13 protein-coding genes are annotated in these 21,439 nt (G+C 69.6%); 4 read left to right on the plus strand and 9 right to left on the minus strand.

Translation table 11 applies throughout. The features are described 5' to 3' along the window. Positions 1-58: 58 nt before the first annotated feature. The 4 genes from istA to OVA21_RS13865 all read right to left on the minus strand — a co-directional run bounded on the left by istA (position 59) and on the right by OVA21_RS13865 (position 11,839). Complete coding sequence (gene istA, locus OVA21_RS13850; RefSeq protein ID WP_268092651.1) at positions 59-895, minus strand: IS21 family transposase; 837 nt, start codon at positions 893-895, stop codon at positions 59-61. Positions 896-1,582: 687 nt separating this feature from the next. Then, positions 1,583-2,737, minus strand: a complete 1,155-nt coding sequence (locus OVA21_RS13855; RefSeq protein WP_268092652.1) for a hypothetical protein — start codon at positions 2,735-2,737, stop codon at positions 1,583-1,585. Beyond that, on the minus strand, positions 2,734-8,235 hold the full coding sequence (locus tag OVA21_RS13860; protein WP_268092653.1) for a hypothetical protein: 5,502 nt from the start codon (positions 8,233-8,235) through the stop codon (positions 2,734-2,736). Before OVA21_RS13860 ends, OVA21_RS13855 begins: the two co-directional genes overlap by 4 nt. A 256-nt stretch (positions 8,236-8,491) precedes the next feature. After that, positions 8,492-11,839 carry a DEAD/DEAH box helicase gene (locus tag OVA21_RS13865; RefSeq protein ID WP_268092654.1) on the minus strand — a complete coding sequence of 1,116 codons (3,348 nt, stop codon included), beginning with the start codon at positions 11,837-11,839 and terminating at the stop codon, positions 8,492-8,494. A 92-nt stretch (positions 11,840-11,931) separates the two neighbouring features. Between OVA21_RS13865 and OVA21_RS13870 the strand changes: the two genes are divergently transcribed. Together OVA21_RS13870 and OVA21_RS13875 are read left to right on the plus strand one after the other, a co-directional pair. Continuing rightward, positions 11,932-12,279, plus strand: a complete 348-nt coding sequence (locus tag OVA21_RS13870; RefSeq protein ID WP_268092655.1) for an ArsR/SmtB family transcription factor — start codon at positions 11,932-11,934, stop codon at positions 12,277-12,279. Between the two features lie 45 nt (positions 12,280-12,324). Continuing rightward, positions 12,325-13,308 carry an SRPBCC family protein gene (locus tag OVA21_RS13875; RefSeq protein WP_268092656.1) on the plus strand — a complete coding sequence of 328 codons (984 nt, stop codon included), beginning with the start codon at positions 12,325-12,327 and terminating at the stop codon, positions 13,306-13,308. Between the two features lie 22 nt (positions 13,309-13,330). On the opposite strand, the gene OVA21_RS13880 is transcribed toward OVA21_RS13875, so the two are convergent. Then, entirely contained in the window at positions 13,331-14,383 is a 1,053-nt protein-coding gene (locus OVA21_RS13880; protein WP_268092657.1) for a DUF368 domain-containing protein, read from the minus strand. 132 nt (positions 14,384-14,515) lie between these two features. Here OVA21_RS13880 and OVA21_RS13885 point away from each other — a divergent pair, with 132 nt between their 5' ends. After that, positions 14,516-15,211 (plus strand): hypothetical protein, encoded by a 696-nt coding sequence (locus tag OVA21_RS13885; protein ID WP_167457943.1) that lies wholly within the window; start codon positions 14,516-14,518, stop codon positions 15,209-15,211. 163 nt (positions 15,212-15,374) lie between these two features. Further along, entirely contained in the window at positions 15,375-16,679 is a 1,305-nt protein-coding gene (locus OVA21_RS13890; RefSeq protein ID WP_268092658.1) for an FAD-binding oxidoreductase, read from the plus strand. A 22-nt stretch (positions 16,680-16,701) separates the two neighbouring features. Here OVA21_RS13890 and OVA21_RS13895 read toward each other — a convergent pair whose 3' ends face one another. The 4 genes from OVA21_RS13895 to OVA21_RS13910 all read right to left on the minus strand — a co-directional run bounded on the left by OVA21_RS13895 (position 16,702) and on the right by OVA21_RS13910 (position 21,424). Then, on the minus strand, positions 16,702-17,862 hold the full coding sequence (locus tag OVA21_RS13895; protein WP_268092659.1) for a hypothetical protein: 1,161 nt from the start codon (positions 17,860-17,862) through the stop codon (positions 16,702-16,704). Continuing rightward, the gene (locus tag OVA21_RS13900) at positions 17,859-18,713 is read right to left on the minus strand and encodes a nitrilase-related carbon-nitrogen hydrolase (protein WP_268092660.1); all 855 of its coding nucleotides are present in this window, start codon (positions 18,711-18,713) and stop codon (positions 17,859-17,861) included. Before OVA21_RS13900 ends, OVA21_RS13895 begins: the two co-directional genes overlap by 4 nt. Positions 18,714-18,776: 63 nt before the next feature. After that, positions 18,777-19,049, minus strand: a complete 273-nt coding sequence (locus OVA21_RS13905; RefSeq protein WP_268092661.1) for a hypothetical protein — start codon at positions 19,047-19,049, stop codon at positions 18,777-18,779. Between the two features lie 2 nt (positions 19,050-19,051). Next, positions 19,052-21,424 carry an AMP-binding protein gene (locus OVA21_RS13910; protein ID WP_268092662.1) on the minus strand — a complete coding sequence of 791 codons (2,373 nt, stop codon included), beginning with the start codon at positions 21,422-21,424 and terminating at the stop codon, positions 19,052-19,054. Positions 21,425-21,439 lie beyond the last annotated feature (15 nt).

Raw genomic sequence — 21,439 nt, forward strand, 5'->3', positions numbered from 1 at the left:
GCCGTCGCCCTCAGCCGAGCACACCCCAACCCGCCGCTACCGGGTATCCAGAATCTTGCTACCGGGTCGATGGATCTGCGCAACCATAAGGCCCTACGCGCCAACCCACCTTCACCCCGGCCTCGACGTTGCCCTTGTCCGTCGGGCGCACCGGCCGAGTGGGCACGGCGGCGGTCTGGTGGTACTCGAGGAAGTCCCGGTACTCACGGTTGACCTCGCGGGCCCGGTCACCGCGGGCGATCTGGTTCGACGCCGTCGAGGCGTTGTCCGGGACGATCACCTGCGCCGCGCCGCCGAAGTACTCGAACGCCTGTAAGTGCGCGTCGAGCCAGTTCGGCATCTTCTCGTCCAGGCAGCCGCAGGCGAAGACCAACCCCGAGTACGGAAGCGACGCCACGAACACCGACACTGTGGTCTTGGTACCGATGACGGGGTCGAAGATCGCCATCTTCGTGCCCGCCCAGTCGACCTGCATCGTGTGCCCGGGCACGTGCGTGATCCGCATCGTCAGCTCGTTGACCTCGACGTACTCGCCGACGATCTGGCAGAACCGCTGATAACTGTAGTGCCGCTGCCCCGGCGATCCGTCGCTGTCGAGGTAGTTGGCCCACAGCACCCGCAGCGGCAGCTTGTTCTTGCCCGTGCGCTTCTTCACGGTCGCCGCCACGTCGAAGGCCACGAACTCCGCCGACGGCGTCTTGCGCCCATCGGTGAACAAGGCGTCAATCTCCTCGCCCTTGAGCGCCTCGACCTGGCTGGTGGCGGTCAGCCCGTGCTCGCGGCACACCTTTTTCGCCTTCGCGACCGTGCGGTGCGAGCAACCCGCGATCGCCTCGATGTCCCGGTAGGACCTGTCCTGCAGCAGTAGCGACATCACCAATCGGTAATCAGTCACCCGTGCCTCCTGTTCGGAAATCACGCGCAGCCTGGTTGCCACGCGTAGAACCGACACGAGCACACGAGGACCGGCACCGCTATCCGATGCTCATACTCGCGCTACCCGATCATCAGAACTCTGCTTTCCGAAGCACGTCCCTAACAGGCCGCGAAACTGGTCAGGCACCTCCTAACGTGTGCCGAGGAACAGAGTCGACAGCACCTCGCGATGGCCTCGTGGGAGAAACTCGATGCCAACAACCGATGGTCTACCTACTGCACAGTGATGGAAACCGCCTCGTTCCTGCATCTTCTCGGGTATTTCGGCGCACGGTCCGACGACTCGTCCACGCGCAAGCGCCTTCCCGATAAACCCACGCCACTTCGCTGGACACCCGGAAACTCGACGTGGGAATCCGCGGGCTCTCCGTTCGCGCCTTCTTACGACTCGATGTAGCGACAGTTGAAAGCAACAGTGCAGCCCCAGCGGGGCGGTGGGCCCGGTCAATTGACTGCGCATCGCCCTTCGTGAACTCGCCGACGGCTCCTGCCCGGTCGGTGATCCTACCGTCTAGGTGAGCGACCGTGATCCCCTCGGCGTGCAGCCTGTGGACCACCGTATCGAGCTAGCTTTCAAGAATGGCTCGGCCCGGTGCCCCTCAGCGAGGGGTACAGGCACAACCGGCGCCGTGGGTCCAACATGCGATCAGAATTCATGTCGCTTCCTCACGAACGAAATCAACTCGTCCGTCGCGGGATCACAGTGCGCAAGACGGTTCCTCAAACTGGTCAACTGACGGAGTGTCTCTTCGTCCTCCCGAGGAACCCTGACCAGCTTCCTGACGGCAAGATCTTTGAGGATTCCGATCTCGATAAGTCCGCCGCCCTTTTCCCGGTTCCGGTCCATCATCTCGACGGTGGCAATCGAATTGAACTTGTCCTCGAACTTCGCGCGTTCGTCGTCCACGACGGGCATCAGGATTCGGCTGTGCGCGATCCATAGTCGACGCTTGACCTCGGCCTCCGAACAGTCGACCGGCCCTACTCGGGGTGCGCCGCCCCATCGTTCGATACGCCCCTGACGCCATCCTTCGAGTAATTCCTTGGGTGGCCTGAACTGGTGCGAACGGGAGGCAGAGGCGAGAGTAAACACGTCCCCGTCTTCTTCCCTGTGCCGGCGGAGCTCGGCGATCAGGGGCACGACGGTGTCGGTCGAACCATCCCACCAGCGGGAAAGGAAGTCGAGGGCGTCGACATCCCAGCACGCTAGTTCCGCTAGGACAGCCTGGTCGAGGGAATCCCGGCGCTTGGCATGCTCATGGACCGCCACACAGAGTTCGGTGTCGAGTCGGCCGACCGTTCCCCACCACCATTGCACCGCGACCTCGGCGGTGTCGATCCGGTCCAGCATCGCCGGGGTCACGGCGTCGAGGGTTGCGCCGATGACCAGCCGGGGCCGGTCCTCGGGGCTTAGCCCGGAGACCTTCAGCTGTGCGGGCCAACGCTCAAGGATCGTCGGGATGTCGTTGTGTTCCCATGAGGTGAGGAAGAGCCACTCCCCGTACCAGGTGGGCCAGCCGACGATCTGGTCCCACGCCGAATACCTGGTGATGTCGCCAGAGCTGCCCTCGAAGCTCTCAAGTACACGGACGGGGAACTCCTTGTCTGCCTCGAGGCACCATTCCGTATGGGCGGCCGCACCCTGAATTTCTCGGAGCACATCGTCTGCTACGCCCGACTCCACGGCACTATCGGCGAAGACGAAGACGACCGACTTGCCTGCGTCGAGGTCGTCGAGAACGGCGGTGACGCGGTTCCTCACCCCGGGCAGATCGACGATTCCGCGAGCCAGCTGACTCACTGCTCACCGACCGCCTGAAGTGCCCGGACAACCACCGGATCGATCTGGTACTTGTTCGCGTGCTCGTTCACCACGCCCAGCGTTGAGAGTTCGACGGCCAGGGACCGGAGCTCATCGGGATCCTGGTCGAGGATGTCAGCAACCACGTCCACGAGTTCGAACTCGGCAGAGGCGAGTTCTGCCCACTGCCCGAGCATCCGACGAGAGGTCTCGTTGACCCCGCACGCCTCTAGGAACTCGATGGCCTGCGCGGCGCTGGCCGGGAACGTCTCCACGATGCGAAATGAGTCCTCGAGGCTCTTCCCGCCGCTCGCCGCCATAACCGCCTTCTCGATCAGCCGCGGCCAGCCACCCGTCAGATCAACAAGCCGTTTCCTCTCAGGCGGGGTCGCGAAGGGGATGTCGTGCCACGCCCTGACTCCGTCGCCGGACCACTTCTCCAGCGGGATGAGAGTTTTGCTCACCGAGGTCTGATGGTCGGCGAAGTCGACGGCCACCGACACCGCGTCGGCGGGGAAGACCACCACCAGGTGGCCCGCCGCGCGGTTACGCAGCTTCTTCAGTCCCACCGCTACAGACTCCGCCAGGGCGAGATCGGCGCGGGTGGCGTCAACGAGGAGCAGTCGCGGCCTACTCGCTCCAGCTCCGGAGAAGGCGAACGCCGCGGCATCTGCACCGGTCGTCTCGGACGCCTCAAGGATAGTCATCTCGACGTCCCGTTCCACGGCTACCTGGTGGAGGACCTCCGAGACGAGGTCAAGGCGCAATTCTCTGCTTCCGACGATAACGAAGTCCCTCGGCGTGTCGTACTTGCGTCGCATGGGAATCACGACGGACAGGTCGTGCTCGGCCAACGGGCTGTGACCGGCTCGACCCTTGATCGTGACCGGGCGTCGCGCCGCCCTCGGATTGAACTCCTGCGGCAGCTCGAACTGATCGGAGTTCTCGGTGAGTTCCGCCTCCAACTCCTCCCTGGTGCCGAGCATGGTGACGATGTTCGGCGAACGCATCGAGAACGTTCCTTCGTCGCTTCGGCTCAGCACCCCCAATCCGACGAGCTCGTCGAGGTAGACGGCGAACTCGGACGAGGTCAGGTCGACGAAGCCCTCGGTCCAGTAGACTTCGCAGAAGTCACGGATCTCCTGCGGTTGGTACTGCTCGAGAAACGCGTCGTCCATGCTCATGATGGCAGCAGTGAGCGCGATCACCCGGAAGCGCTCCTCCAGCCTGATTGTCAGCCGGAGCTTGTCCGCGATCTTCTTCCGCGTGGTCCGCGATCGCGTGATGGTATCGATGTCCTCCTCGGTGATGTCGATCAGCGGCTCGTTCCTGCTGAGCCGCTTCGCTCGCAATTGTTCGATGAGGTCGATGCAGACGATTTGGATGAGACCGGGCTGCATGTTGGTAAAGGCGAGCAAACGCCAGACGTGGTTTGGGTTGACGAACTTGTAGCCGAGCGCCTCAAGCGGACGGGTGACCAGTTGGCGGGCGGGGCCTGCGGCGAGAGGCCCGACCAGCACGTCGTCACCACCATGCGCCAGAGGCGTGTTTGCCACGTTCTGGAGTCGCTGCACTTTGTGGAGGCCTGCGAAAATCGGCTTGAACCGCCCATCGGTGTCCTCCTTCAGCCGCTTGAGCGGGCCGATGTTGCGGAAACCGTTTGGCTGGGTGGACGATTCCTTTTCCAGGAAGGCGTCGGCCTCGTCCAACAGTAGGAGCATGCGGCGATCAGGCGCCCCCTCCAGCCAGGTCTGGATCAGCTTGATGACCGGCTCACTGTTGCGGACGTTGGGATTCTGCTTGACGCCGAAGTCGGGGTATTTCGACAAGTTGTTGTAGAGAACCCCCCAGAGATCAGCCGGATCGCTCCAGGATCCGATCCCGTGCGAGTTTAGATCGAGATAGACGGCGATGTGACCGTCCGCCCCCTCGAAATCGTCCTTGAGCTTGCGCAGTAGGGCGGACTTGCCGAGCTGGCGACCACCGTAAACGAACTGGCTACCTGCGGGGTCGCGCAGCTTCCGGAGTTCGTCGTACCGGCCGACGAAGACCTCGTCCGGCACCTTTCCTGCGACCGATGTGTAGTGGTTGAAAGAAGCGAATGGCAAGGTGAGTTGCTGCATCGCGCGGAACGACTTGGAGTAGCTCTTCGCTACGAAGGCCGCCACGGCGACGTCGATGACGATCGCGTTATACCGACCATCTCTACATCCCTTAAGAATCTGCCGTCGGGTCTCGAAGCTCAATACCCTGTCGACGAGGACGATAAGCGGTCCGGTCGCATGGTCGCTAGCGGCGGACAGGGTCTGCTCGATCTGGATGACATCGCTCGTCACCGCGACGTTGTAGAGCGCGGCCTGGGACCCCAGGGCGGGAACGAGGGACCCGTCGAGCGGCGTGCCCTTCAACTTGTAGAGCGAATAGTGTCGGCCAGCGGTCCTGACCGACCTGATGTCACCGACGACATCGAGACCACACGCCCGGAGGACGGCCTTAAGGGCGCCGCTGCCCATCCTGGCGCCGACCAAGTGCGACCATTGCTCGAGAAGCGCCGCGTCCTTGGGGTCCGCCAGGTTTGATCCGTCCCGATCGGTACCGAGTGCCTGGGACGCCGCGCGCAGGTCATCGCCCTGTGTGAGCGACGCAAGTGCGGTCTTGAACTCGTCAAATACCTCGGTGCCGATCCCCTCCACCCCGTTGTCCTTGCCGAGTACCCGCTGACCATCACGCGCGAGAGCCAGCAACTCGTTCGCTCCGATGAAGTCCTCATCCTTGAGCAACTGGCGAACCCGATCGGCCACGCGATCGTCCGTTATTTCGGTCTTGACTCGGTCCCGGAGTGCGGCCGACGTGGCCTCACGCTTCCGCTCGAGGTCCGCACTGATCCCTTCCAGCGTCCGGACTTGGAGATCAAATCGGTCCCCCTCGTACTCGGAGGGCCCGACCAGCCGCGCCTCGAACTCCGACGGCGCTCCACCGGAGTAATCCGCAATGAATGTCCGCCCGATCTCCTCACGGACCATGTCAGCCTTGGCGGCGAGTCGAGTCGCCCACAACCGGCGGCTCTGAACGAGGGAGGCGGTCAGTCTGTCGTCGAGAATGGCGACGTCGCCCGCACTCTGGAGGTCGCCGAGCGCGTCGTAGGCTGCGAACATCTCCTTAGTCGACGGCGGATGCCGCAATTCTTCCAGAACGGTGTCCAGCTCGACACCGTCAGCTTCGGGAATACCGGTCAGCGACCTCTGGGCGGACGTCACGGACACCAGGTCGGCTCGGAGCGCGTGCACGTCGGTGATCTCCGGCCGGATCCACGCCGGATCCTGGATCCATGACACGAGCCGACTCATCACCTGCTCGCCGGGCGTTGTGGCTTCCTCGTTACTGACTTCAGCCGCTGCAGCGAGCAGGTCCTCGGTCACGATCCCGAAGGCGGATCCCTTGCCCTCTACGGAGTGCTGAGCGGCGGTGGTGATCGCCTCGCTCAGGAGGTCGCGGACGTCCTGGACGCACCTCTCTAGCGAGCCGAGAGCGTTGCCAATGATGGGCTTCCTCAGCTGCTGAGGCGAACTGACCCGGATGTCAGCCTCCTTGATGAGGCGCGCAGAGTCGCTCATAGACTCGAGGGCGTCGGACAAGTCGCTGCGCGAAGCACCCCCGGAATCGAGCTCCAGCATGAGGTCCAGTGTCCGGCCTAGTGGTTCGTCGCTCCGCAGCAAGTAGTGGAGAGTGTGATCGGCTCGGGTGAAGCTCGGATGAGTGCTATCGAGACGCACCTTGAGTTGGGCGGCCTTTTCCACAATCTCGCGGGGCGTGTGTCCGTCCAGCCTGGTGGAGTCACGAAGGTGCTGATAGCCGCGCGAACTGGCCTCCACCACCGCCTTGACGAGCGCGTCATACGACGGCTTCGACACCGCGAACTTCGACCAGTGGTCGACCTCGTTCCGGCTGAGCCAGCCCGCGGCGAGTCCGGCGCGGAGGCATGCGGCTAATGCCATCAGCTGCACGTCGGCGTCGTGAATCACTCCCGCGGCGAAGAGCTGAGACGCATTGACAAGCACGGACGACGGGTCGATCCCGCCGTACCCGGAGTGGAAAGCGTCCGATGCGAGCCGAAGGACGTCGACGGTCTCGGAAGGAGCCCCGGACACCTGAGCGACGAACCATGCTGCACCAAATCTGCCGCTTTTGAGCCACTCGGCGAGGTCCGGTCCTTCGGCCTCATCTACACCGTTGCCGCTTGCGGCGTCCTCTGCGGCGTCCTCCTCGGCAGTCATTTCCGATTCGTCCGCCTCCGGCGGCGAGTCGGTGTCGCCGAGCTCGCCGTCAGAGACCATTTGCTCAGTATCTGAATCGTCGTCCCCCACCACCGCGCTGCCCTTCTCGAAGGCGGTGGCGCGGGACTCATCTTCTGCCTTGCCCACGACCAAGGGATCAAGCGATGCCTCGAAATCCGCCCCGGGCTCCGGCGCGGAGCTGCGCTGATCCTCCGGATCGGGGTCGGCGAGAAGCTCCGACTCCGTCGCAGACGGCTCCGCCTCCACGAGGTCAGCTGAGTCGTCCACAATGTCGCGGGTAGCTAACTGTTCGAACTCCTGATACTGGTCCTTGGACTCGACCTTCTCGATAGATGACTCCCTCTCGACGCCTTCGGCGCGCAGCTCCGCCTCGACCTGCGTGAGTCCTGCCAGTGCCTGGTCGTACGCCTCCTGGAATGCGGCATTAGTACCTGCAAGGGCCTTGAGTCCCTCAATCGCACCGCGGAACTCCCCTCGCCTCGCCTCCAATTCCGTGTGGCGCTTTTCTGTCGCCTCCCGGTCCAGGGCCTCGTCGCGGTCCACGGCAGCCTGGCTGAGCCTGGTGAACGAACTGTCCTCAGGTGTCACCTCTCCGAGAGTGACCCACGCAGCCTCGAGCGCCGCATTCCACCTCTCCGCTATCGACTGCTCATCGACTGCGGCCCGTCGCCCTTCAGAGATCGCCCGGATGACCTCGGAGGTCTCCGAAATTAGGGTGAATGACAGTGCCTTGAGCTGCTCCGCGACAGGATGCAGAGACTCCGGAGCGCCCTCCGGAGCGGTTTCTCCCTCGGTCGCCAGTGACTCTCCACCGTCTGGCAGAGGCGCATCCTCTGGCTGCGTGACCAACGTGGATTGGCGGGTGCGTGCCTCCTCCAGAGCGTGGTCGAACACCGTCTCGTCCGGCGCGGCGACCAGAGCGATCTCTTTGAACGCGACGATCGCGCTCGGCCAAACGATGTCGGCTCGCCCCGACTCGGCAACGTGATCCGCCGTCAGCTTGGGCAGATGTCGGAGGAGCTTGTCCGACGACGGAGGCATCGATGCCCACCTGCGGACCGTCTCCGGAGTGACTGGAAAGTTCTTCGGCTTCTTAGCGAGTTTGCGGATCTCCTCCTTGAGCCACGGAAATGCGGACAGCATTTCGGTGATCTCTTCGTTGGAGAGTTGCCTGAGGCATCGGCGAACGAAGGCGCTGTTCATGAGGGAATGATGACAGACTCCCCGGACACAATGTCGACGTGGCACTAAAGAGCATGGGGTGGAGCAATTCTGTAGCTGATTCGCACTCGTCAACGTTTGCGAATCGGGCCAGTTAGAGTGCACTACCTATTCGGGAAGTAGGCGTAGCGAAGTCTCTTGCGCGCGCAGAGATGGACTCCGGTAAGGAGTCCTTTGGTGAGCAAAATCCCCAGCCACAGGCATGAAGTGCTCCGCTTCCCAGGGTTGCGCATACTGCCTACTCGATCAACCCCCGCAGGTCGTCGGCCGTGAGCGCGGCCGAGAAGTGCTCCCCGCTGTCCAGCACGGAGGCGAAGAGCTCGGCCTTGCGTCGCTGGAGCTCGACAACCCGCTCCTCGATGGTGTCGCGGGCGACCATCCGATAGACCAACACGGGCCGGGTCTGGCCGATCCGGTGCGCACGGTCCACGGCCTGCGCCTCCGTGGCCGGGTTCCACCACGGGTCCAGCAGAAAGACGTAGTCGGCCCCCACCAGGTTCAGTCCCACGCCCCCGGCCTTGAGGCTCAGGCAGAACACCTGCGCACCACCCTCGGTGAACCGACCGACGGCTCCCGCCCGGTCGGTGGTGCTGCCGTCGAGGTGAGCGACGGTGATCCCCTCGGCCTGCAGCCTGTCGACCACCGTGTCGAGGTAGCTGGTGAACTGGCTGAACACCAGCGCCCGGTGCCCCTCGGCCACGACCTCGCGCAGCGACGCGATGAGCTCATCGGTCTTGGCGGAGGGGATCGATACGTGATCGGGGTCCACCAGTGAGGGGTCCAGGCACAGTCGGCGCAGCACGGTGAGGCCGGCGAGGATGCTGATGCGGTTGGAGTCGAAGTCGTCGAGCAGTGCCAGCAGCGACGCCCGCTGACGGGCCAGTTCGCGCTCGTAGACCCGGCGGTGCGCGGCCGAGAGCTCCACCTCCATCACCGCATCGGTGCGCGGCGGCAGTTCGCCGGCCACCAACTCCTTGCGGCGCCGCAGCAGGAACGGCCGGAGTCGGCGGCGGAGACGACGCAGCGCCTCGGCGTCGCCGTCCTTCTCGATCGGGGTCCGGAACAGCACACGGAACTCCTTGGCGTCGGGCAGCACCCCCCGACAGGACAGGGCCGCGATCGCCCACAACTCGGTGAGGTTGTTCTCCATGGGGGTGCCGGTGACGGCGAGCAGGAAGTCCGCGCGCAAGCCCGCGAGCGCGGCGAACAGCTTGGACGACGGGTTCTTGGCCTGCTGGGCCTCGTCCAGGATCACCCCGGCCCACCCGATCCCCGCGTAGGCCTCGGCATTGAGCCGCAGGACTGTCGCGGAGGTCACGACGATGTCATGCGCGGCCGCGTCCTCGGCCACGGTGGTGGGCGACTTGTTCTCGGTGGCGGAGCGTCGGGCCACGCGCAGCGAGGGCACGAACCTGCGGGCCTCAGACTCCCAGTTGGGCACCACGGACGAGGGTGCCACCACGAGGAACGGCCCCGGGGAGCCGGCGACCGTCCCGGCGCCGGTGGCGGGGCGGTCCTTGTGACCCTCGTGCGCGTGGGCGATCAGCGCGAGCGCCTGGACCGTCTTGCCGAGCCCCATGTCGTCGGCCAGGATCCCGCCGATCCGGTGCCGCCACAGCATGGCCAGCCAGTCCAGACCCTGCTGCTGGTACGGCCGCAGCTCTGCCTGCAACGCGGCGGGCACCGGGACCGGTTCGGGCGTGTCCGAGGCGAGCTCGAGCAGTGCCTGCGCCCGGCCCGTGGGCGGCGCGAGGTCGTCGGCCAGCTCGGCCAGGTCCGACCAGAGCCCGGCCTGGCCGAGCCCGATCCGGATGTCACCCGCCCCGTCGGCCCCGCCGGCACGGGCGGAGGACGCCGCGAGCGCCTCGTCGAGCAGGGTGCGCAGTTCCCCGAAGCGCTCCAGGTCGACCGGGACCAACACGCCATCGTCGGTGACGAACTCCGGTTGCCCGCTCACCACCGCCCGGAACACCGTGGCGAACGGCACCGGCCGCCCCTCGACGGTCACGCCCACCGACAGCCCCAGCCAGTCGATCCCGGACCGGTCGTCTTCGGCAGCCACCCGGATCCGCGGCCCCTCGGCGGCCCGGCGGATCTCCGGGACCCCCTCGTTCACGCTCACCCGCACGCCATCGAGGGCGCGTATCGCAGCCACCCCGTCCGCCAGCAGCACCGCAGCGTCGTGCCCGGTGACCCGCCAGGGCCCGGGCGAGACCACCCATCCCCAGCCGGCCTCTTCGACTCTCACCGCGAGCTCGAGCGACTCGCGGTTCGCCAGGATCGGTCCGGCGTCACCCAGGTCCCCGGCCGTGAGCGGACGACGACGCGTCGTCTCGGTGCCGTCGCTCATCCGGAGCACGTCGAGCCGGGACCACTCCGCGACGAGGTCCGGCCCGTCCGCGGAGCCGGGCCCGGCGTAGCGGCGGATCACGAGGTCGAACTCGACCCGGTCCAGCTCGGGCAGCTCCAGGCGACCGGCGCGGTCGACCACCGGGTAGGCGTCGACGAGACCGGGGAGGAACTCGCCGCAGAACTCGGGCACCGCCTCGTCCGGGATGGTCAGCTCACGCCATCGGCGCAGATCGCGGGCCACCCCGTGGTCGAGCCGCCCGACCGGGCAGAGCTCCAACACCCTGTCGCGGACCACCGCGACCAGGTCCCCGCGCTCCCCCACGAGTGCGCCCGGCAGGGGGCGGTCGTGTTCCTCGTCGTCGTCGGGCATCGTCAGGGCGCCGTCGGCGTCGGGCAGCACCTCCGCCGCCGCGGTGACCACCACCTCCCGGCCGTCGGGTGACCAGGCGGTGAGCCCGACGCGTCGGCGCGGCCCGGGCCGGACGTCGTGCAGGCCGTCATCGGGGACGATCTCCACCTCGGCCTCGGCGGCGGTGGAGATGAGCGGCCACAGTGCGGGGACCTCGGCATCGCACAGGTCCAACCACACCCTGGCCTGACGACGACTACGGGCCAGCGCGTCCACGGCGCGGAACCAGCTGGTCTGCCCGGCGCTCATGTCCGCGGTCCACCCGTAGCGCAGCCGATCCCATTCCACGCCCGCCGACTTCCACCGCCCGCCCCTGCCCGGGACCACGATGCGCGCACGGAGCCGGTTGCCCAACCCGGGCCGCAACCCACCGGTCCAGCCGTCGTCCACGGTCTCGTCCGCCACCACCGACAACTGCAGTCCGTAGACCTCGGACTCCCGCGGCGGGGCCAGCTGCGCCGTCCCGCGCATCATCTCCTCGACCCGCTGCCGCCACTCGGGTACCGGTTCGGTGCCGCCGTCCGGATCCGCTCCGGCGAACAGCATGAGCGCCGCGGCGTGCTTGCACCGCATCGCCACCGGGCACGTGCACGTGCTGAGCTTCGGCCGGGACCAGCCGCCCCGGTCGGGATGCCCGAAGGCGACCTCGGTCCGGTACCGGCGGCCGCCGCTGCCCGCGACCCGGGCCGACAACGTGCGCGAACCGGGGTTGAAGCTCACGTCGCCGATGGCGTCCGCGTTCACGTACGGCCGCGAACGGGCCAGCGCCGCGGACCCGACGAACCGCTCGACCTCGGACTCGGGGACCCTCACGCTCGACCGCACGCACCCAGGGTAGGGGCGACCCACGACATCGCGGCGGGCGAGTTCGGCCACACCGTTGACCTCGTCCCCACCGCGACCTAACATGAAACCAAATGGTTTCATATCACAAGCACGGGGTGGATCTCAGTGACGACGACGTGGATCGGTTGTTCCGGGCGCTGGCCGACGCCACACGCCGGGACATCGTCCGTCGCACGCTCACCGACGAGTGCTCCATCTCCGACCTCGCCCACCACTACGACATGTCGTTCGCGGCGGTCCGCAAGCACGTCAACGTCCTCGAGGAGGCCGGACTGGTGACCGACGGCCGCCACGGACGCGAACGCCGGATCCGGGGCAACCCCGAGGCGATCCGCAGGGCCCAGACCCTGCTGGACGGCTACGAGCGCCTCTGGCGGGGACGCATCGACCGACTCGACGCCCTACTCGCCGACGACTGACACCGGAACAACTCAGGGACACCACCGAAGGAGAAGGGGCCGATCATGCCAGTGACATCCGTGGACAAGGACCTCGAGGAGTTGACGATGACCATCGTCGCCGACTTCCCGGTGACGGTCCGCCGACTCTGGGACGCGTACGTGGACCCGCGCCAGCTCGAGAGGTTCTGGGGGCCGCCGGAGTGGCCGGCCACGTTCACCCGACACGACATCTATCCCGGCGGCCGGTCCGAGTACTACATGACCGGGCCGGACGGCGCCCGCAGCGGCGGCTACTGGGAGTACCTGTCCGTGCTCGAGGGCAGCTCGTTCGAGATCCTGGACGGATTCACCGACGAGGACGGTCGCCCCGACCCCGGGATGCCGACGATGCGCGCGGTGTTCTCCTTCGAGGAGACCGACTCCGGTGCCCGCCTGACCACCACGACGTACTTCACCAGCCTCGACGAGCTCGAGCGGCTCATCGGCATGGGCATGGAGGAGGGCACCCGCTCCGCGATGGCCCAGATCGACGACGTCCTGGCCGACCTGCGCTCCTTCGCCGCCGACCGCGCCACCGCGGCGCAGCTCCTCAGCGACACGCAGGTGCGCTTCACCCGGATCCTGCACGGCACGCCCCGGCAGGTCTGGGACGCCCACCACGAGCCGGAGCTGCTGAACCGGTGGTTCCACGGACCCGACGGCTGGGCGCTGGTCGGCTGCCGGGTCGCCCCGGCGCCCGGCGAGACCACCCGCTTCGAGTGGGCCCCCGACGACGGGGTCGAGGGCGAGGCGTTCGCCCTCACCGGGCAGCTCCTGGAGACCGACCCACCCCACCGGGAGGTCTTCACCGAGACGATGGAGGGCCTCGACGCACCGCCGACGCGCAACGAGCAGACCCTCACGGCCGTCGAGGACGGGACCCTCATGACGCTCGTCATCACCTACGACAGCGCCGACCTGCGCGAGACGATCCTCGGCACCGGCATGGTCGACGGGATGGAGGCCGGCTACCGCCGGCTGGAGGCGGAGGTGCTGACCAGCCCCTGACCGCCGCCCGACCGGCTCCGGCCTACCCGCGGTCCTCGAGTGCGGAGGTCCGCGGGTCGGGGTCGGTGGTGGCGGTCTTGTCCGCGAACACCCGCTCGACGGCCAGCACGATCAGCACCACGACGATGCCGGCGGCCACGGCGGCCAGGACCGTCGGCCAGTTTGCGCCGGGGGCCAGGACCTCGGCCTCCTCGGTCTGCCACGGCCACAGCGCGCGCAGCGACCCCAGCATGAGTCCGGCCATGGCCACCAGTGTGGGCTTGCGGAAGTCCTCGAGCAGGCGGTCGAGGACCTTGACGAACAGGGAGATCCCGACGAGCGCGCCCAGGGCGAACACGCCGAGGTAGGCGAAGTTCCGGTCGTCGACGGCGCCGAGCGTCGGGGCGTAGAGCCCCATCGCCAGCAACAGGTAGGACCCCGAGACGCCGGGCAGGACCAGGGCGCAGATCGCCACCGCCGCCGCGACGAACACCAACAGGTAGGAGGGGTCACTGATCGACCCGCTCGGCAGCCCGGACAGGACGAACGCGAACACGGCGCCGAGCACGAAGATCAGTCCCAGCACCCAGTTGCGCCCACCCGGGGTGGCCCGCGCCATCCCCAGAGGCACCGCGATGCTGGCCGCGACCATGCCGAGGAACAGCCCGCGGGCGATCTCGGGACTGCCCTCGACGAAGCCCTTGAGCACACCGGCCATGGTGAAGACCATGACGAGCATGCCCAGCGCCAGCGGCAGCAGCAGCCACCAGTCGACGTGCCGGAACGCCGCGCGGGTGCGGGCCCGACGCTCCGGCCCGAGGGCGGCCGAGCGCAGGCCGTCCACGACGTGCGCCCCGGAGTCCAACAGGCGCGGATAGACGCCGGTCACCAGCGCCACCGTTCCGCCGGAGACGCCGGGCACGAGCTCGGCCATCCCGATGAGCGCGCCGCGGACGACGTTGCCGGCCATCCCCAGCGGTCCGGGCCGGACCGGCACCGGCGTGCCGGGGTCCAGATCGGCGTCGTCGACCGGGTCGTGGACGGACCCGGCCGGGCCGTGGGGGTCGCGGGAGGGCCTCGACGAATCGGCAGTCATCGTTACAGCTTCCCCGAACCACGCCCCTCGATCCAAGCGACGCACCCGGGGCGCGGGGGGATGACTAGGCTCGACAGTCCAGCGGCACGTCATCCGGCGACGTGCCCCCGGGCCGGCGTGGGAGGTCGGGACATGCCGATGCACTACCCCCCGCTGCCCGACGGCACCTACCGGTACGGCGACCCGCCGCAGCCGCTGCCCTCCCCCGTCCCCGGGCCGGATCCGAGCTCTCCTGCCCCTGATCCGGGCTCCGCGTACCCGCCCCCGGCCCCCGATGGCCGCCCCGGCGACGGCCCACCGCCCGCCGGGGCCCCCGCGGAGGGCCGCCCTCCCGGCACCGCGGCGGCCGCGGCGATCATCGGGGTGGCGGCCCTCGTCGTCGTCGTGGTCCTGGGCGTGGTCTTCCTCGGCCCCGGATCCGACCCCGGCCGCGGTACCGACCCGTCGCGCGGCCCCTTCCCGCAGGTCCTCCCCCCGGCCGAGCGGGCACCGGGGTCCGGATCGTTCACGGTCGACGGCACGTTCACCGTCGTCTCGACGCCCGCGGAACCGGTCTCCGGCGACCGCACCGGCTGCGATCTGCCCATCACCCTGTCCGACATCGGCGAGGGCACCACCATCACGCTCATCGACAGCGGCGCCGCGCAGATCGGCACCGCCATGCTCGTCTACTCCGGCGGCGACCTGTCCTCGTGCACCTTCACCTTCGAGTTCCCCGACGTCCCCGCCGGCGGCTCGTTCTACATGGTCGAACTGCCCGGCCGCGGCCAGCTGACCTACACCGAGGGCGAACTGCGCGCGGGCGTCGACATCACCCTCGGTCGGTGAGCCGGGCCGGTCGGTGAGCAGCGTCGGGCGGTGAGCAGCCTCGGGCGGGGAGGGCGCCAGGCGCGAAGGCGGGCCAGGGTCGCGCTCACTCCCGGCGGGGGTGCCGGGCGCGCGGATAGGGTGGGGACAGCGACGACGACGACGAGACGGGAGGCGTGCAACGGTGAGCAACGGCCCCGGACCGGACCATGGTGACGAACCGTTCCGTGCCTCCGAGGTGGAGCGCCTCGTGGGGGACATCGACCTCGACCCGTTCCTCGGTACGCCTGTCGACCCGTTGGCCGAGCCGCTCGAGCAGCCGGTGCCCGTCGAGGCGGAGACCCCGCCGCTGCTGGTCCTGCGGGACCTACTGGTCGACGAGCGGTTCCCGGAGCTGTTCGCCCGGGCGCTGCGCGCGGCCGACCCCGACTTCCGTGAACTGTTCCCCCGCGACGCCACGCCGATACTCCGGGACTTCGCGCGAGCGATGCGGTGGGCGTTCGAGACCACCGAGTACGCGCGCGGCGACCGCGCCAAGGTCGATGAGGTCGTCGAGTTCGCCCGCCACCTGGGCGCCGATCACCGCAAACTCGAACTGACGCCCGGGCACCACCGGCGCTTCGGGGAGGCGCTGGCCCACACCCTGCGCCACCTCGCCGGACGCGCCTGGGACGACCGACTGGAGACCACCCTGGGCACCGCCTACCGGGTGCTCTCGACCGCCCTGCAACAGGGCGCCGCCGCCGACGAGGGCCCCGCACGCGTCGGCGCGACCGTGGTGGAGATCCTGCGGCCCACTCGGGACGTGGTGGTGGTGCGGCTCATCAGCGACGTGATGGTCGACTACCACCCGGGGCAGTACCTCAGCGTGCTCACGCCCTACGCGCCCGGCGTGTGGCGGCGGCTCAGCCCGTCGATCCCGTCGAACCCGGCCGGGCAGATCGAGTTCCACGTCCGCGACGTGCCCGGCGGCGCGCTCAGCGGCTCACTGGTCCGCAGCGTCGGCGTCGGTGACCGTTGGGTGCTCGCCCGTCCCCTGGGGATGCTCGAGGTCGACCGGTCCGAGCCGACCCGGGACGTGCTCATGATCGCCGGCGGCACCGGGATCGCGCCCCTGCGGTGCCTGCTGCTGGACATGATGCGCCACGCCGACAACCCGCGGGTCCACCTGTTCTACGGGGCCCGCTTCCCCGGCGACCTCTACGACCTGCCGACATTGGTCGACCTCGCCGCCACCGCCCCGTGGTTGACGATCCAGCCCGTCGCCGAGGAGGACGAGGACCCCTGGTGGGCCGGCCCCCGGCAGGACCTTCCCCGCACCCTGCACCGTCGGCAGACCGGCACCCTGGTCCGGGCGGTCGCGCAGTGGGGATCGTGGGCCGACCGGCAGGTCATCGTCTCGGGCTCACCCGAGATGCTGCGCGCGACGGTCCGCGGTCTCGTCGCGGCGGGCACCCCGCGGGAGAACATCAGCTTCGACCGCCCCTGACAATCCCGCCGCGGCGGCCGGATCAGCGCGCCGCCGCGACGGTGTCGGCGTCCTCGCCGGCGCCGGGCGCGCCCTCGTCGGGGTCGTCGGTCGTGTCACCGCCGTAGCCGGCTGCGGTACCGCCGTCCGCGCCGCCCCCACCCTCGTCGTCGTCGCCGCCGCCGCCGTCGCCGACGCCGCCGTCGTCGTCGCCGGCCTGGGACTCACCCGCTGGCGGGACGGGGGTCTCGGTGCTGGTCTGCGGAGTGGAGGTGGTCGCCCCCGTCGTGGTGGTGGGACTGGTCTGCGAGGTGGTGGTGCTGGTGGGCGCCTCGCACGGCTGGAACACGCGGCGGAACCGGTCGGGAACGCCCAGCTGCTCGAGTTGCTCGCGGCACACGTCCGAGGTGGGCTCGGCCAGGAACTCCCAGTCGTCGTCGCGCCACGAGAGCAGCTCGATCTCCCCGTCGTCGCGGGTGACCAGCAGGAACCGCTCGTCGCATTCCCGCACGGTCGTGCCGCTGCCCAGCTCATCGGCCACGAAACCCGGGCTACAGCGTTCGGCCGGACTCGGCGGGCCGGTCGTCGTGGGCTGCGTCGTCGGCGGCGTGGTCCGCGTGGTCTGCGAGGTGGTGGTCTGCGTCGTCGTGGTGGGGGTGGCGACCGGGTCCTCGTCGCCGCCGGTCGCGGAGACCAGCCACACCACCAGCGCAGCCACCAATGCGACCGCGAGCAGGATGGCGGCGATCATCCACGGCGTGGACCCGCCGTCCCCGCCGCCATCGCCGCCACCGTCGTCCCAGGCGTCGCCGTCGTCCGGAGGCGGCACGTCCCCAGGAGGCGGCACGTCCCCGGCGGGGTGGCCGGAGGCGGGGACGCCCGCGGCGGTCGGATAGCCGGACGTGCCGGGACCGGCCCCGGAGGCCCCGGCACCTTCTGCCGCGCCGAACGCCCCGGCCCCGGAGGCCCCGGCCCCGGCGGCCGCGGCTCCGCCGTCCGCCGGGTACTGCGACCACGCCGTGCTGCCCTCCCCCGAGCCGACCGGCGGGAGGTGCTCGGTCGGAGGGTCGGTGGGCGGGAGTTGCTGCGTCGGCGGGTCGGCACCCGGCTCGACCGCCGGATTCGGCTCGGTGACGGCATCGTCGCCCGGGTGGTCCGGCTCGGCGGGCTCGTCGCCCGGGCGTGGGCCGCCCGGCCCCGTCACCGCGGGACCTCCCCGCCGGAGGGCTCCGTGACCCGTCCGTTGGCGAGCACCGGGATCACCTTCCGGATGCCGGTGACCTCGTCGTCGTCGACATCCACCACCAGTAGCTCCGATCCGGCGCCGGCCTCGGCGCGCACGGACCCGTCCGGCCCGACGAGCAGGGAGTGGCCGACGCCGGTGGGGGCGCCGGGCTTGACCTCCACGCCCTCGACCTCGGGATCGGCCTGCCCCACGGCGAACAGGAACGTGGTCGAGTCGAGCGCGCGGGCGCGGGCGAGCAACCGCCACTGGTCGACCTTCCCCTCGCCCGCACCCCACGAGGCGCTGCACAGGGTGATCCGGGCGCCGGCGGTGGCGAGCGCCGTGTACTGGCCCGGGAAGCGGATGTCGTAGCAGACGCTCAGACCCACGCCCACGCCGTCGACCGTCACCACGTGCGTGGCGTCGCCCGGCTCGACGGTGTCGGACTCCGCGAACCCGAACGCGTCGAACAGGTGGATCTTGTCGTAGCCCAGGTGGAGGTCGCGGTCCGGCCCGCCGCCGGCGTCGTCGGCCGGGCCGGTCACCAGGAGGGTGTTGCGGACGCGGCCGCCCTGCCCGGGCGTGAACATGCCTACGACGACGAGGACACCGTGCTCACGAGCCGATTCAGCCACCGCGGTCGCCCACGGGCCGTCAAGGGGTTCGGCGATCTCGTCCAGCCGGCCCGCACCGAACGCCCGCATGGTGGCCTCGGGGAACACCACGATCCGGGCACCCTGCGCTGCGGCCTCGGCGACCGACTCGCGGACCAGCCGAAGGTTGTCCTGCGGGTCGCGTCCGGTCAGGATCTGGGCGGCGGCGATGCGCACGGGTCGTCCTCCTCGTCGGCGGCGGGCTGTCGTCTCAGCCGGCTGGGGCGTCTCCCCCCGACGCTACCCGCGTGCGGGGTCGGCGTCCCCGCCCCGGGCGGCGACCCGCCGCGCGATCCCGGCACCGCGCTCCCACAGCCACCACACGCACACCCCCACCGCGAGCGAGGCGACCAGGGCCGGCCACGGGTGGCCCGCGTCCCGGATCGGCGGGTACACGAGGAAGTGGGTGAGATAGATGAACAGCGAGGCCGCTGCTAGGGGGGTCACCACCCGGACCACCGGGCGGGGCAGCCGGACGGCGGGGATCCAGATCAGGGCGAGGATCCCTCCCACGATCACCACCTCCCGCCCGGGATCGCCGAACCAGCCCGGCACGCACACGAGCGCGACCGCGGAGCAGGCGAGCCGCGCCCACATCGCGGTGAGCGCTGCCCGGTGCCCTCCCGGTCCGCCCGGCCCGCCCGGTCCGGCCCCCCGGGTTCGGCCCGCGCCACGGCCCAGCCGAGCGCGAACAGCCACAGCACCGCCGGCGCCGAGTACCACACGAGGGGCCCGCCGCCGAGGTCGATGACGGCGTAGCGCACGAGCAATCCGAGCCCGACCAGCGTGGCCGGCAGCGCGTACGGCCACCGCCGGTCGAGCCTGCTGACCGCGGGGACGGCCATGAGCGCGGCCACGCCGAGCAACAGGTAGACCGTCGCCTCGACGAACCACATCTGCCACGGATTCCACCAGCGGTCGTCGGACCAGGAGCGGGGACCCAGGAAGTGGGTGGCCAGCAGCGGCGAGTACCAGTGGTAGCGACTGGTCAGGGGGGTAACGAGCAGCAGCCACACCACGGCGGGGACCGCGATCCTCCCGACCGTCGTGAGCACGCCCCGGGCCCGCTCGCGGGCGCTGACGGAGTGCAGCCGGAAGCGGGCCAAAGAGTAGCCGGTCAGAGCCACCAGGACGTGGGCGCCGCCGTAGACCGCGAACGCCCGGGTGTGCCCGCCCACGATCGTGAGGATGAACAGGGCGCGCAGCACAACCGAGGTGTCGACGCGGGCCCACGCCCGCCAGGGGGTCCAGCGGGAGGCCGCCGGGGGACGCGGTCCGGCAGCGCGGTTGTCGAGCTCCCCCAGTGGGCGCAGGTGCCAGTCGCGGGGTAGGCCGGGCACCCGCTCCTCGAGCCGGGTCGAGAGCACCACGTAGGTCAGGGAGTCCCCGCCGAGGTCGACGAACGTGGCGTCCGGCGGGCAGGAGTCCAGGCCGAGCGCATGGGCCACGAGCGTACTGGGCGCGTCGGCGTCCGCCCCGGCACCCGTCCGCGCGCGGTCGGCGACGAGTGCACGGAGTGCGGCCTGGTCGACCTTGCCGGCGGGAGTGCGGGGAGGGTCGACGACGACGACCTGCTCGACCGCCGAGGTGGGCAGTCCCGAGGCCGTCGCGGCGGCGGTGGCGAGGGCCTGCGAGCGCTCGCGGGTGACCACGACCAACCGGTCGGGCTCCCCGACGCACCAGGCGTCGAACCCGCCGTCCGCCAGGGTCGATTCCACCCGACCCAGGTCGATCCGGTGCCCGAAGATCTTGGTCTCGCGCCCCATCCGCCCGACGATCTCCACGAGGCCGTCGTCGGCGATGCGGGCGAGGTCCCCGGTCCGCAGCTCGTCGAGCTCGGGCCCGCGGGCGAGGTCGGCCGAGGTGCGGGCGTACCCCATCATCACGTTGGGGCCGCGGTACACCAGCTCACCGGGGGCGTGCGGATCGGTTCCCCGCGGACGGTCGACGCGGAAGGAGCCGCCGGGGATCGCGATCCCGATGGCCCCCGCACGGGTCCGCGCGAGGTGAGGGGGGAGGTACGCCATACGCGCGGTCGCCTCGGTCTGGCCGTACATCACGACCAGTTCTGACCCGCGTGCTTCCAGGTGCGCGGCCAGGCGACGCACCGCCTCCGGCGCGAGGCGCCCGCCCGCCTGGGTGAGGTAGCGCAGGCGGGTGAGGCGGTCCAGCCGGTCGAGACCGACGCGCTCGAGGAGTTCGACCGTGTGCGGGACGGCGGCGAACGTCGTCACCTGCCCGGCCTCCGCCCGGTCCCAGAACGCCGGTGCGGAGACGGAGTCGGAGTTGAGCACCACGGACGCGCCGGCCAGCAGGTGACTGTGCAGGACGGACAGGCCGTAGCAGTAGTGCGGCGGCAGGGTGGTGATCGCCCGGTCCCCCGGCACGATGCCCAGGTAGTCCACGATCGACCGCGCGTTGGCCAGCACCGCCCGCCGGGACTGCCGGACGAGCTTGGGTGCGCCCGTGGACCCGGAGGTGCTCAGGAGCAGTGCGAGGTCGGGATGCAGGTCGTGCCGCGGCGGCGCCGTGAGCACCCCGGCCGGGAGGGGTCGGCCGTCCCCCGCGACAACGTCGGGGTGCCACGCCGCGAGGAGGTTGTCGGTGGCCGCGCCGTCCGGCGGCAGGAGGAGCACGACGTGGCCGGCGGAGTGGGCGGCGAGATAGTCCACGAGGAACTCGATGGTGTTCGTTGCCACCAGGCCGATCAGGCGACGACCGGTCGTCACGGGCGGGTACTCGGCGGCGCGCTCGGCGCTCATCCGGGAGAGCGCGGAGTAGGTGTACTCCGCCTCGTTGGTCACCACGGCGACCGCGGTGCCGCGCCCGGCGGACTCGTCGAACAGGCCGGGCGGAGCCTGCCCCTGATGCGTACGTGCGACGGTCACGCGCCGAACTATATT

This window comes from Dietzia sp. SL131 (genome assembly GCF_026672565.1).
Classification (GTDB): Bacteria; Actinomycetota; Actinomycetes; order Mycobacteriales; family Mycobacteriaceae; genus Dietzia; species Dietzia kunjamensis.